The organism is Mesorhizobium sp. M0077 (assembly GCF_040322955.1).
Classification (GTDB): domain Bacteria; phylum Pseudomonadota; class Alphaproteobacteria; order Rhizobiales; family Rhizobiaceae; genus Mesorhizobium.
This window is the reverse complement of sequence record NZ_JAMYUL010000001.1, coordinates 285815-299125: the sequence shown is the minus strand read 5'-3', so window position 1 is coordinate 299125 and position 13311 is coordinate 285815. Positions and strand designations below refer to the sequence as shown.

14 protein-coding genes are annotated in these 13311 nt (G+C 63.9%); 9 read left to right on the top strand and 5 right to left on the bottom strand.

Annotated features, from left to right (window positions below; all coding sequences use genetic code 11):
- Positions 1–5 precede the first annotated feature (5 nt).
- Positions 6–428, bottom strand: coding sequence for a hypothetical protein (locus NKJ57_RS01460; protein ID WP_023710913.1), 423 nt, complete (start codon positions 426–428; stop codon positions 6–8).
- On the bottom strand, positions 428–1681 hold the full coding sequence (locus tag NKJ57_RS01455) for a sarcosine oxidase subunit beta (protein ID WP_023671142.1): 1254 nt from the start codon (positions 1679–1681) through the stop codon (positions 428–430). Before NKJ57_RS01455 ends, NKJ57_RS01460 begins: the two co-directional genes overlap by 1 nt.
- A gap of 201 nt (positions 1682–1882) precedes the next feature.
- Between NKJ57_RS01455 and NKJ57_RS01450 the strand changes: the two genes are divergently transcribed.
- From NKJ57_RS01450 to NKJ57_RS01415, 8 genes are all read left to right on the top strand, one after another.
- Complete coding sequence (locus NKJ57_RS01450) at positions 1883–2251, top strand: YrdB family protein (protein ID WP_023671141.1); 369 nt, start codon at positions 1883–1885, stop codon at positions 2249–2251.
- Between the two features lie 133 nt (positions 2252–2384).
- Entirely contained in the window at positions 2385–3143 is a 759-nt protein-coding gene (locus tag NKJ57_RS01445) for an SDR family oxidoreductase (protein ID WP_352510360.1), read from the top strand.
- 105 nt (positions 3144–3248) lie between these two features.
- The gene (locus NKJ57_RS01440; protein WP_023671139.1) at positions 3249–3635 is read left to right on the top strand and encodes an SET domain-containing protein; all 387 of its coding nucleotides are present in this window, start codon (positions 3249–3251) and stop codon (positions 3633–3635) included.
- A 176-nt stretch (positions 3636–3811) separates the two neighbouring features.
- On the top strand, positions 3812–4090 hold the full coding sequence (gene rpsU / locus NKJ57_RS01435) for a 30S ribosomal protein S21 (protein ID WP_023671138.1): 279 nt from the start codon (positions 3812–3814) through the stop codon (positions 4088–4090).
- Positions 4091–4293: 203 nt separating this feature from the next.
- Positions 4294–5148, top strand: coding sequence for a tetratricopeptide repeat protein (locus tag NKJ57_RS01430; protein WP_023686462.1), 855 nt, complete (start codon positions 4294–4296; stop codon positions 5146–5148).
- A gap of 258 nt (positions 5149–5406) precedes the next feature.
- Positions 5407–5880: a DUF992 domain-containing protein gene (locus tag NKJ57_RS01425; protein ID WP_023671136.1), complete on the top strand. Its 474-nt coding sequence runs from the start codon at positions 5407–5409 to the stop codon at positions 5878–5880.
- Between the two features lie 89 nt (positions 5881–5969).
- A complete protein-coding gene (locus NKJ57_RS01420) occupies positions 5970–6449 on the top strand; it encodes a DUF992 domain-containing protein (RefSeq protein ID WP_352510359.1) in 480 nt (159 codons plus the stop codon).
- 194 nt (positions 6450–6643) lie between these two features.
- Positions 6644–8080 (top strand): MFS transporter, encoded by a 1437-nt coding sequence (locus NKJ57_RS01415; RefSeq protein WP_352510358.1) that lies wholly within the window; start codon positions 6644–6646, stop codon positions 8078–8080.
- 120 nt (positions 8081–8200) lie between these two features.
- Here NKJ57_RS01415 and coaBC read toward each other — a convergent pair whose 3' ends face one another.
- The 3 genes from coaBC to ubiE all read right to left on the bottom strand — a co-directional run bounded on the left by coaBC (position 8201) and on the right by ubiE (position 12117).
- Positions 8201–9667: a bifunctional phosphopantothenoylcysteine decarboxylase/phosphopantothenate--cysteine ligase CoaBC gene (gene coaBC, locus NKJ57_RS01410; RefSeq protein WP_352510357.1), complete on the bottom strand. Its 1467-nt coding sequence runs from the start codon at positions 9665–9667 to the stop codon at positions 8201–8203.
- 67 nt (positions 9668–9734) lie between these two features.
- Complete coding sequence (gene ubiB / locus NKJ57_RS01405) at positions 9735–11309, bottom strand: 2-polyprenylphenol 6-hydroxylase (RefSeq protein ID WP_023671132.1); 1575 nt, start codon at positions 11307–11309, stop codon at positions 9735–9737.
- A gap of 31 nt (positions 11310–11340) precedes the next feature.
- Positions 11341–12117, bottom strand: coding sequence for a bifunctional demethylmenaquinone methyltransferase/2-methoxy-6-polyprenyl-1,4-benzoquinol methylase UbiE (gene ubiE / locus NKJ57_RS01400; RefSeq protein WP_023691856.1), 777 nt, complete (start codon positions 12115–12117; stop codon positions 11341–11343).
- Positions 12118–12251: 134 nt separating this feature from the next.
- On the opposite strand from ubiE, the gene NKJ57_RS01395 reads away from it, so the two are divergent.
- Complete coding sequence (locus NKJ57_RS01395) at positions 12252–13223, top strand: adenosine deaminase (RefSeq protein WP_352510356.1); 972 nt, start codon at positions 12252–12254, stop codon at positions 13221–13223.
- Positions 13224–13311: the final 88 nt, after the last annotated feature.

The following is a 13311-nucleotide window of genomic DNA, read 5'->3' as shown; positions in this document are numbered from 1 at the left end:
CGTTCCTACAATTCGCCGTGGCCGACATGCGCGCCGGCCGGTTGGTTGCAAAGCCTCTGGCCCATCGCCGCAAAAGGCGCGACGAGCCGAATGCGCTCCTCTACACTTGCGGCGGGGCGAAACAGCTCGCGATACGCCATGTTGCCGATCGTGAGCTGAAACGGATCGGTCGTCACGATGACGCTGCGCGGCTCGAATGTGTCGTCCTCGCCGAGATCGGAGGGCCTGTTCTCCATGAAGATGACCACCTTCTGGCCACCGCTCCACACGCATGCCAGAATGCCGGCGTCGATCGAAAACGGCCAATTGGCTTCGTTGCCGGCGCGGCTGATCGGCTGCGTCCGCACCTCGTCCGGTGACGGAAAATGGAACAGGTCCTGCTCCCCCGCCAGCACCAGCGGCACCGCTACAGCCAGTTCCACCATCATCAGTGCGCCACCGCCGCCGCTGCTGCCTCGTCGATGAGGCGCCCGGTGCGGAAGCGCTCGATGGTGAAGGGCGCGTTGATCGGATGCGGATCGTCCTTGGCAATCGTGTGGGCAAAGACATGGCCTGAGCCGGGCGTTGCCTTGAAGCCGCCCGTGCCCCAGCCGCAATTGACATAGAGGCCTGATACCGGCGTCTTGGCCAGGATCGGCGAACGGTCGGGCGTCACGTCGACGATGCCGCCCCACGAGCGCAGCATCTTCATGCGGGTGAAGATCGGGAACATCTCGCAGATGGCGTCGAGAGTGTGCTGCAGGATATGCAGGCCGCCGGTCTGCGAATAGGAGACATACTGGTCGGTACCGGCGCCGATCACCAGTTCGCCCTTGTCGGACTGCGAGATGTAGGCGTGCACCGTGTTCGACATCACCACGCACGGCACCACCGGCTTGACCGGCTCCGACACCAGCGCCTGCAGCGGATAGCTTTCCAGCGGCATGCGCACGCCGGCCATGTTCATGATCACCGAGGAGTGGCCTGCAGCCACCACGCCGACCTTCTTGGCGCTGATGAAGCCGCGCGTCGTGTCGACGCCCATGACCGCGCCATTGGCCGCCCGCTTGACGCCGGTGACCTCGCAATTCTGGATGATGTGCACGCCGCGCGCCGAAGCGCCGCGCGCATAGCCCCAGGCCACCGCATCGTGACGCGCCGTGCCGCCTCGCCGCTGCAAGGCGGCGCCGACGACGGGATAGCGCGCCTGCCTGGAAATGTTGAGCGGCGGGCAGAATTCCTTCGCCTGCTCAGGCGTCAGCCATTCATTGTCGATGCCGTTGAGACGGTTGGCATGGACATGGCGCTTCAGCACCTGGATGTCGTGCACATTGTGCGCCAGCATCATGACGCCGCGCGCCGAATACATGACGTTGTAGTTGAGTTCCTGGGAGAGCCCATCCCACAGCTTCAGCGCATGGTCGTAAATGCCGGCGCTCTCGTCGTAAAGGTAGTTGGAGCGGATGATGGTGGTGTTGCGCCCGGTGTTGCCGCCGCCTAGCCAGCCCTTTTCCAGCACCGCGACATTGGTGATGCCGTGAACGGTGGCGAGATAGTAGGCGGTGGCCAGGCCATGACCGCCGGCGCCGACGATGATGACGTCATATTCCTTCTTCGGTTCCGGCGAGGACCATTGTTCCTCCCAGCCCTTGTGGCCGCGCATGGCCTCGCGGGCGATGGCGAATACCGAATATTTTTTCAACGTTCCAGCCTCGCAAATGGCGGTGGGGTATTTACGCAGCCCCGGCGCGCGAGGTGTATCACTAGCGAAACGGCGCTTCCACCCTTGCGCTGTTTGCGACGGCGCTTGCCGTTTTGCGCCGCGGTGGAAAAGACCTGCCCGGGCTGGCAGGCATGGCTGCGTTCGGACACACTGGCGATCGCGAGACTCTGGAGGACGAATATGGGCAACGCCTGGTGGAATCTGACCTTGCGTTTCCTGCTGGAACTTGCCGCCTTGCTTGGCCTCGGCTTTGCCGGCTGGAGCCTCTCCGGCGGATGGTGGCGCTGGCTCTTCGCCTTGGCCTTGCCGTTCATTGCAGCTGCGCTGTGGGGAACCTTCGCGGTGCGCGGCGATCCGAGCCGGTCCGGACGCGCGCCGGTTCCTGTACCAGGCGCAGTCAGGCTGGTGCTTGAACTGGCCATCCTGTTTGGCGGTGCAGCCGGATTCTATGCCGCCGGTCACACGACTACGGGCGTTGTCATCACGCTGCTCATCGCCATCAGCTACGCATTTTCGCTCGATCGCCTCGGCTGGCTGCTGAAGCAATAGTCCGGCGCGCGGCGCTTGTGCCGCTGCGAAGCCATTCAGCAAGTCGAGCACGTATCGGGTGGCTAGCACCGTCCCGAACTGCGATCAACATCCCGGTTGCCGGCACAGCCGGCGCGATGAAAGGATGCAAAAAATGTTCGCACTCACCAATAAAATAGCGATCGTCACCGGCGCCAGTTCCGGCATCGGCCGCGCCACCGCAAAACTCTTCGCCGAAGAAGGCGCCAGGGTCGTCATCGCCGCCCGCCGCCAGGCCGAACTCGATGCGCTGGTCGTCGAAATCGAGGACGCCGACGGCACGGCAGTCGCGCTTGCCGGCGATGTCCGCGACGAAGCCTATGCAAAAGCCCTCGTCGATCTCGCCGTCGAAAAATTCGGCGGGCTCGATATCGCCTTCAACAATGTCGGCTCCGTCGGAACGATGGGTCCGATTTCGGAACTGTCGCTGGACGGATGGCGCGAGACGCTCGACGCCAATCTGACCAGCGCCTTTCTCGGCGCGAAATACCAGGTGCCGGCGATGGTCGAACGCGGCGGCGGATCGCTGATCTTCACCTCGACCTTCGTCGGTCACACAGTCGGCATGCCGGGCATGACCAGCTATGCCGCGAGCAAGGCCGGACTGATCGGCCTGACGCAGGTACTGGCCGCCGAATACGGCCCCAGGGGCGTGCGGGTCAACGCGCTGATGCCGGGTGGCACCGACACCCCGTCGGCAACATTCAAGACGCCGGAATCACGCGCTTTCGTGGAAAACCTGCATGCCTTGAAACGTGTCGCTGTGCCTGAAGAGATCGCCAGCGCTGCGCTCTTCCTGGCATCGGATGCGTCGAGCTTCACCACAGGATCGGCGCTGTTTGCCGATGGCGGCGTCTCGATCACCCGGACGTGAAGCATTTCGCGGGTCATCGCCCGCGCCGATCAGCCATAGAACCCGAAACCGGACTTGCTTTTTCCACGCGATTTGGCGATTCGGTTTCGGGTGAGGAGGACGGACATGCTGCTGATCAGGACCTATGTCGCCCAGAGCGCAATCGAAGGCGTCGGCGTGTTCGCCGCCGAGCCGATCAGGAAGGGCGCCTCGATCTGGCGGCTCGATCCGGATTTCGACCGGCTGATCCCGATGGACAAATACGAGGCGGCGCCGCCGCACCTCAAGGAATTGCTCGACCGCTATGCCTATCCGAGCCCCGACCGTCCCGGCTTCATGGTCTATGAAGTCGATAATGGCCGCTTCATGAACCACGCCGAGCGGCCGAACACGGATTTTTCGCAATATGGCGGCGCCACCGCCACTCGAGATATATCAGCCGGCGAGGAAATTACCTGCGATTACGGCGAATTCTTCGAGGATTTCGCACGGCTCCATCTGGCCAGCGCCTAGTTGGCGCCCTATCTCGGGGCTGCCGTGGCAAATTGGCGGTTGTCCTTCATTTCCAGTGTGGACAGCGCGGCCTGATTCTGCTATCAGCCGCCACAATTCGTGGTGTAAAGCGCCGCGGAGGCATGTGGCTATGGCCGCTTGCCTGTTGATATCAAACCCGAAAGACAGGATTGCCCGTGCAGGTACTCGTCCGCGACAATAACGTTGATCAGGCGCTTCGCGCTCTCAAAAAGAAGATGCAGCGCGAAGGCATTTTCCGCGAAATGAAGATGCGCGGCCATTACGAGAAGCCTTCCGAGAAGCGCGCCCGTGAAAAGGCCGAAGCCGTTCGCCGCGCCCGCAAGCTGGCCCGCAAGCGCGCCCAGCGCGAAGGCCTGTTGCCGATGACGCCGCGCCCGGTTGCTGCCGGCGCCGCCGGTGGTCCTGGTGGTGCTCCGCGTCCGCCGCGGTTCTGACGCCAATTTTTCGTCCTTTTCGAAGGATACTCTGAGGTGGCGCGATGCGGAATCGCCGCCACCTTTTTGTTTGGAGCGCCGCCATTCTGTTGGAGGCCGTTCCCTTGAACGCGCAAACGGCGTTCTAGATTTTGTTACGACAATCTGTGACCCGGCCCGGAGGGGGACCTGGACGGCGCGGCTGAAGTGAGGACAGGGCAGACATGAACGCAATCGGCGTAGAGCGCAAAACCACAATGCGCGGTTTGGCCCTGGCGGCAGCCCTGATGTCCGGCCTGGTGCTGGCCGGTTGCCAGAGCGTTCCGACCGGCGAATTCAACAACATCGACAAGGCGCAAGGCTCGAGCGAGAACATCTCCTCGCTGTCGGCGGTGATCCAGCGCAATCCGCAGGATCCGGAAGGCTACAATGTGCGCGGCTCGGCCTATGGCCGTGGCGGCCAGTATCAGGCGGCGCTGAAAGATTTCGACACCGCCATCCAGCTCAACCCGAATTTCTACCAGGCCTATTCGAACCGAGCGCTGATCCAGCGCTTCCTCGGCAACCAGGCGGCCGCCCTTGCCGACTACAACCGCTCAATCCAGATCAATGCAAATTATGACGCCGCCTATATCGGCCGCGGCAACCTTTATCGCAAGGCAGGCCAGACCCAGCAGGCCTTCAACGATTTCCAGAAGGCGATCCAGCTTGATACGACGGATGCGCGCGCGTACCACAATCGCGGCCTGATCTATCAGAGCCAGGGCCAGCACAAGTTTGCCATCGAGGATTTCTCGACCGCCATCTCGCTGGCGCCGGACGCCGCCGAACCCTATAACGGCCGCGGCCTCTCCTATCTCGCCATGAATGACGAGGACAACGCCTTCTCCGACTTCAACATGGCCATCAAGCTCGACGGCAAGAACGCCGAAGCCTGGTCCAACCAGGCGCTGATCTACGAGCGCCGCGGCGACAAGGTCAAGGCCTCGAAGGCCTACCGCGAAGCCGTCCATCTCGACCCGACCTACCAGCCGGCCAAGGACGGCCTGTCGCGCACATCGGGCGCCACCGCCGGCTGAGATGCAGCCGGCGCGCCGCCATCGGCGGCCTTTTATAACAACGTTCCATTCCTGATGCAGTGCGCCGCGTGAGCGGTTTCTCCCAAGGGAAAGCGCAGAGCGCTTCCCCTTGGGATTGCGTATCCAGAAAACCCCACTATCACCCAATCTTAACCACCGGGGCAAAGCGTTAACCCCTGCCTTGATCGCGCCAAGTTTTCAGCGGAACGCTCCGGGCCATTCAACCGTTGTTGAAGGCATTTTCGAAAGGACTGACCCATGATCAAGAAAATCATCTGTGCCGCGGCACTTGCCACGACGCTGCTTGCCGTTCCCGCCAGCGCCGGCAAGCTTCAGCTCGGCACGCTCGATTGCACCATCGACGGCGGCGTCGGTTACGTCATCACGTCGAACAAGGGCGTCGACTGCACGTTCCGCCCTTATCACCATGGGCCGTCCGAGAAATACACGGGGATGATCTCCAAGCTCGGCGTCGATCTCGGCCAGACGCATCAGGGCCAGCTGGTGTGGGCGGTTCTGGCCGCCACCCGCGGCCATGACGAGGGCGACCTTGCCGGCCATTATTACGGCGTCAACGCCGAGGCGAGCGTGGTGACCGGCGGCGGCGCCAATCTGCTGGTCGGCGGGCTGGACGGCGCCTTTGTGCTGGAGCCGCTCAGCGTCCAGGCGCAGACCGGCGTCAATGTAGCGGTCGCCGTGACCTCCCTGGAGCTGATCCACTCGTTCAAATAAGCATCGGCAAACAAGGATCGACTGATCCCTCTACGCGCGGCGCGGAACAGGTTACTGTTTCGCGCCGTATGCTTTTTGGGGGATCCGCCGTGCTGAAACCAGCCATCGCCGCCGCTATCACCATCATCTGTACCGCCCAGGCCCAAGCGCAAGACCAGGGCATCGAACTCGGTGTGCTCGATTGCGCCATCGGCGGCGGCACCGGCTTCGTTTTCGGCTCCAGAAAGGATCTGAGCTGCACCTTCACGCCGGCCGACAAGAGCTTTTCGCCGGAAGCCTATTTCGGCGCCGTCAACAAATACGGGCTCGACATCGGCACCACCAAGCAGACCGTCATGCAATGGCTGGTGCTGACGCCGCTGAGGAACATCTATGCGCCCGGCGCGCTGGCCGGCGACTATATCGGCGCCAGCGCCGAAGTGACCGCGGCGGTCGGCGCCGGCGCCAATCTCCTGGTCGGCGGCTCCTCGCAGGCCTTCACCCTGCAGCCGCTCAGCCTGCAGACGCAGACCGGTATTAACATTGCGATCGGCGCCAGCCAGTTTCAGCTGCGCAGCATTGAGAACTGACCGGCGCATCAAGCGGAGAGGCTTCCGGCCAATCTCGCCCGTCTGCACTTCGATAAAAAGCCACTTGAGCTCAACTGCGCTTGAGGTTTTACAACTCGCCTGACTGAAACAGCGCGCATGGCCCCGCCGGAAAGCCCCCACTGGCTTCTGGCGCCATGCGCCGGCATCGAGATATGCAAAGGCAGGGTAAAAGAATGACTGAAATCACCAGCAACAAGGTCGACTGGCGGGCATTGTGGGCAAGCGGCGACCTCGCGCGCTTCTGCTTCATCAGTCTCGGTATCCTGCTGCACGCCACCAACGAGACGATGGTGGCGACAGTCATGCCGGCCATGGTCGGAGACCTCGCTGGTGTGCAGTTCGTCGGCTGGTCGCTGGCCGTCTACGAGCTCGGCGCCATTGTCGCCGGCGCAGCGGCCGGGCGGCTGGTCAGCTATGTCGCGCTACGCTCCAACGTCACGGTCGCGGCCCTGCTCTATGCCGCGGGCGCCCTGATCTGCGCCACCGCGCCGTCCATGCCGGTGTTTCTTGTCGGCCGTCTGGTCGAGGGGCTCGGCGGCGGTGCGCTGGTGTCGCTGGCCTTCGTCTCGGTCGAGCGGCTGTTTAACCGCAACATCTGGCCACAGCTGTTCGGCATAATGTCGGCGATCTGGGGCGTCGCCGCGTTCAGCGGCCCGATGCTCGGCGCGATCATGGTCGAGCTCCTGTCCTGGCGCTGGGCCTTCGGCGTCTTCGTGCTGGGTGGCATTGCCATGGCATCGGCAAGCTTCATCGTCCTGAACGCGCCGGAAGCGGCGAAGCCGCAGGCCGCCGCCGGCACATCGCCGCCCTTCCCCTATGCAGCACTTGGCTGCCTCGCCATCGCCGTCGCGCTGATCGCCACCGCAGGCGTCGACGTCGCCTTGCTGCGCTCGTCGCTGCTGCTGGCCCTCGGCCTCGCCGGCCTGGCGCTGTTCGTCTTCGTCGACGCCATGAAGCCGCAATCGCGACTGTTCCCGTCGGGCCTGTTCTCATGGCGCTCGCCGGTCGGCAGCGGCATGAGCATGGTTGCCGCCTTCTCGGTGGCGACAGTCTCTTTTTCCATCTACGGGCCGCTTCTGCTTACCACGCTGCACGGCATCCCGATCCTGACCACAGGCTACATCATCGCCGCCGAATCGATCGCCTGGTCGATCCTGTCGATCGCCGTCGCCAATGCGCCGCTGCAGCGCGAACGGCAGATCCTCGTCATCGGCGCGCTGATGATTGCAGCCGGCCTCGCGGGTTTCGCCTATGCCATCCCCGCCGGCTCGATCCCGATGATCCTGCTCTGCGCTTTGTTGCAAGGCGGTGGCTTCGGCGTGTCATGGCCCTTCCTGACCCGCATCATCGTCGCTTCGGCCCGCGACGGCGAGCAGACGATCGCCTCGGCCGCCGTGCCGACCATGCAGCGCATCGGCTATGCCGTGGGCGCCGCCATGGCCGGCATCATCGCCAATGCCAGCGGCTTTTCGGACGGGCTGAACCGCGAGGCAGCAGCGCACGTCGCCGGCTGGCTGTACCTGGCCTTCGTGCCGCTCGGCATTGTCGGTTGCCTGGCGGCGTTGAAGATGGCTTTAGAGGCACGCCGGCCGCAACTGGCGACAGGCTGAGGGCACGGCGATCGAGAATTTGGCGACAGCATTTTGCCGGCACCGTCGGCGTCAAATGCCCCCGACCACAAGGCTGCTTGCAAGACCATGGCCCGTGCCTGATTGCGGACCGGCGGCCGCTCAGGCTTGCAAACGCTCGGCGATGAGCGCGGCGAGCCGCGCCGCCACCTCGTCCTTGCCCATCTCAGGCCATTCCTCGACACCGTCCTTCGAGACGATGCGCACCTTGTTGCGGTCGCCGCCCATGACGCCGGTGGGGCCGACGCCGCTTTCATGCGAGACATCGTTGGCGACAATGAAATCGGCGCCCTTCTTCTTCAGCTTGGCCTCGGCATTCGCAATCAGGTCCTGCGTCTCGGCGGCGAAGCCGACAACCAGCCCCGGCCGTTGCCCGTGATGACCGACGCCGGCGAGAATGTCGGGGTTTTCGACCATTTGCAGCGCCGGTGGGCCCTGGCCCGCCACCTTCTTGATCTTCTCGCCGGCCGTGCCAGCGGTGCGCCAGTCCGCGACGGCAGCTACGAAGACCGCGGCGTCCGCCGGCAACAACTGTTCGACGGCCGCTTTCATCTCGGCCGCGGTCTCGACATGTGTCGTCACAACGCCGGCCGGATCGGCAATGCCGACCGGACCGGAGACCAGGCGTACATCCGCGCCCAGTCTCGCCAGCGCCGCCGCAATCGCATGGCCCTGCTTGCCCGAAGAGCGGTTGGCGATGTAGCGCACCGGGTCGATCGGCTCATGCGTCGGCCCCGAGGTGACGATGATCCTGCGGCCGGCCAGCGGCTTCGGCCTGCTATCGAGCAGTGCCTCGATCACTGCCACGATGTCCAGCGGCTCGGCCATGCGGCCTTCGCCCACCTCATTGCTCTCGGCCATCTCGCCCCTGGCCGGGCCGACAAAGGCGATGCCGTCCTTGGCGAGCGTCGCCCGGTTGCGGCGCGTCGCGGCATGCGACCACATTTTCGGGTTCATCGCCGGCGCCATCAGCACCTTCTTGTCGGTGGCGAGCAGCACCGTCGAGGCCAGATCGTTGGCATGGCCGTTGGCGAGCTTGGCCATCAGGTCGGCGGTGGCCGGCGCCACCACCAAGAGGTCGGCCTCGCGCGACAGGCGGATATGGCCAACATCGTGCTCGTCACTGCGGTCGAACAGTTCGGTGAAGACATGGTCGGCCGAAAGCGCGCCGACCGAAAGCGTGGTGACGAACTCCTGCGCCGCCGATGTCATCACGACGCGCACCGCCGCACCGCGCTCGCGCAGCCGGCGGATCAGGTCCAGCGCCTTGTAGGCGGCGATGCCGCCGCCGATGATCAGCAGGATGCGCTTGCCGTCGAGGGTGTTGTGCGTTTTTGTGGATTGACCTCGCTGGGACAGATCGTTGTCAAAACCTCCATGAGGCTCAACCAGGCGGCGGATTGTTGCATAGAGGGTTTCGCTCTCGGGCATGCCGGCTTCCGCCGACAGCACGCTTTTGGCAAGCGCATCACGCGCCTCTTCCTCCATCGACACCCCGCGCGCCGCAGCGCGCTCACGCAATTTCTGCTTCACGTCGTCAGCTAGATTGCGGACAGTAATGGTGCCCATGACTTGCTCCGCGACATCAATAGCGCGACTGCAACGCTAGCACCACAATTGCTAGCGTTGCAAGCGATCAGAGCAGCTTCCACGCGATGTAAACCAGCGTCAGCGCGATCACCCATAACGCCAGCCGGCCCGAGCGGGTGTAACGGGCTTCGGCCTTGCCGATGGCGCGCGATGTCGCCTCGTCGAAGCGGAGGCCGTGCTCCGCCATAAAATCGATCTCGCGCGACAGCCGCTCGGTGCGGGCGGCAAGGTCCGGCGCTTGGCGGGCGAGCGCCAGCAGCGCCTTGGCGCCGTCGCGCGCGTCCATCAGCAGGCCGCTCGGCCCGAGATTGCCGGCGATCCACTGGCCGACCACCGGCTCGGCCGTCTTCCACATGTTGAAGGCCGGGTCGAGCGTACGCGCGACGCCCTCCACCACCACCATGGTCTTCTGCAACAGGATCAGTTCCGACCGCGTGGCCATATCGAACAGTTCGGTGACCTCGAAGAGCAGCGTCAAAAGCTTGGCCATCGAAATGGTCTCGGCCGGCTGGCCGTGGATCGGCTCGCCGATGGCGCGGATCGCCTGCGCGAAAGCCGCGACATTGTGCTGGCGCGGCACGTAGCCGGCCTCGAAATGCACCTCGGCGACGCGCAAATAGTCGCGGGTGATGAAGCCGTAGAGGATTTCGGCGAGGAACCGGCGCTCCTTCTTGCCGAGCCGTCCGGCAATGCCGAGATCGACGGCGACGATATTGCCATTGGCCTCGACGAACAGATTGCCTGGATGCATGTCGGCATGGAAGAAGCCGTCCCGCAGCGTGTGACGCAGGAACGACTGGATCAGGTTGGTGGCGATCGCCTTCAGATCGTGTCCCGCCGCAGCGAGGCCGGCGATGTCGTTCATCTTGACGCCGTCGACCCATTCCATGGTCAGCACATCGCGCCCGGTGCGCTCCCAGTCGACCGACGGCACGCGGAAGCCCGGGTCATCCTTGGTGTTTTCGCCAAGTTCCGAAAGCGCTGCCGCCTCGAGCCTCAGATCCATCTCGATCTTGGTGGTTTGCGCCAGCGTCTCGGTCACCTCGACGGGCCGCAGCCGCCGCGACGACGGGATGTATTTCTCCTGCAGCCGGGCGGCGAGGAAATAGCTTTCGAGATCCTGAAAGAAGCGGCGGCGCACGCCAGGCCGGATCACCTTCACCGCCACCTTGGTATCGACACCGTCATGCATGGCCTGCGCGGGATGGACCTGGGCGATGGAGGCCGCCGCGACCGGCCCGCCGAACTGCGTATAGAGTTCGCCGATCTTGCGCCCGAGCGAGCCCTCGATCGCCGCCACCGCTTCCGCCTGCGAAAAAGTGTGCATCTTGTCCTGCAGCATGGCGAGGTCGAGCGCCATGTCGTTGCCGACGACATCGGGCCGCGTCGCCAGGAACTGGCCGAGCTTGACGTAGGAGGGTCCGAGCCGGACCACCGCCTTGGCCAGCCGGTCGCTGCGCTCATAAGCGAGCGCGCGGCGGCGGGTGAAGAGCCGGGCCATGCGCCAGCCGAATTTCGGCAGGCCGCCGAGTTCGTCGCCCGGCAATGCTGCGATCACGCCTTCGCGAACCAGCACCCAGCCGGCCCGCGCGAGCCGAAAGGCGGCGCCGACGCTGCTCATCGCCTACCCTGCTGCTGCAAACTGTCGTGCCTCAAAGCTTCCAGCCCGAATGCAGGGCGGCAATGCCGCCGGAATAGTTGCGGAACGACACGCGCTCGAAGCCCGCGCGGGTGATCATGGCAGCAAAGTTCTGCTGATTGGGAAATTTGCGGATCGATTCGACCAGGTAGGAATAGGGTTCGCCCTCGCCCGTCACCATCTTGCCGATCTGCGGAATGGCGTTGAACGACCAGGCTTCGTAGACCTTGTCCAGCAGCGGCATCTCGACCTCGGAAAACTCCAGGCACAGGAACCGTCCGCCGGGCTTCAGCACGCGAAAGGCTTCCGTCAGCGCGACATCGATGCGCGGCACGTTGCGGATGCCGAATGCGATGGTGTAGGCGTCAAAGGTGCTATCGGTGAAAGGCAGTTCCTCGGCATTGGCCTCGACGAAATCGGTGTTGCCGGACAGGCCCTTTTTCTCCGCGCGGTCACGGCCGACGCTGAGCATCGAGCCGTTGATGTCGAGCACCGTGGCATGCGTGTTGCCATGGCTGGCGTCTACAATGCGGAAGGCGATGTCGCCGGTGCCGCCCGCCACGTCAAGCACTTTCCAGCCCGGACGTTTCGGCGGATTGAGCCATGTCACCATGGCATCCTTCCACAGCCGGTGCAGCCCGGCCGACATCAGGTCGTTCATCAGGTCGTAGCGGTTCGCCACCTTGTGGAAAACCTCATTGACCAGAGGCTGCTTGTCGCCTGGCCCTACCTTCTTGAAACCATAGGAGGTTTCCATGCCGCCCGCGGCCGTGGTTCTCTCAACTGACATTATTTTGATCCGTCATAAAACCGGCGGGACCATAGCCGATCGATGGTGCGGGCGCTATTGTTTAAGGCGCGGTGTTCGGCCGCGCTTCCAGGTGGTGCGCTTTACGGCCTGGACTGATGAGACGGGATAACTGCATGCCTTTGAAAGCAGAACTGCACTGCCACATCGAGGGGGCAGCGGCGCCCGAACTCGTCATCAGTCAGGCGCAGAAATACGGCAAGGACACCTCGCTTTATATCCAGAACGGCTCCTTCGTCTGGCATGATTTCACCTCGTTCCTGGCGGCTTATGATTTTTCCGCCGACCTGTTCCGCACCGAGGAGGATTATGCCCGCCTCGCCGACCATTATCTGACCAGCCTTGCCCGCGACGGCGCCATCTATTCCGAGGTCTTCACCTCGCCCGACCATGCCGTCAGGGCCGGCCTGTCGCCCAAGGCCTATACCGATGCGCTCGGCGAAGGCATGCTGCGCGCCAAAGCCAAGACCGGCATTGAGGGCCGCATGATCGTCACCGGCGTACGCCATGTCGGCGTCGAGTCGATCGAGCAGGCGGCGCGCTTTGCGGCGCGCTGCGGAAATCCGCTGGTCACCGGCTTCGGCGTCGCCGGCGACGAGCGCATGGGCGAGATGGAGGATTATGTCAGGGCCTTCGAGATCGCCCGCGAAGCCGGCCTCGGCATCACCATCCATGCCGGCGAGCTGACCGGATGGGAGACGGTGCAGGCCGCACTCGACCATATCCGCCCCTCGCGCATCGGCCATGGCGTGCGCGCCATCGAAAACCCCGATCTGGTGCGGCGCATCGCCGATGAGGGCATCGTGCTGGAATGCTGCCCCGGCTCCAACATCGCGCTCAAGGTCTACGACAGTTTCGCCGATCACCCTTTCCCTGCGCTGCAGGCAGCCGGCTGCAAGGTGACGCTGAATTCTGACGACCCGCCCTATTTCTGGACTTCGCTGAAGCGCGAATACGACATCGCCGCCGAGCATTTCGCCATGAACGAAAAGGCGCTGGCCGCCATCACCCGAACCGCGATCGAGGCGGCTTTCGTCGACAGGAAGACGAAAAGCGCGCTGCTTGCCCGGCTCGATGCGAAGAGGTGACTGGTGATTGGTTTGCCGGCGCTTCGGCCTGTCAACGGCAATGATCGATCCATCGGGACTCGCAAACCTGCTCACAATTCACTATTCA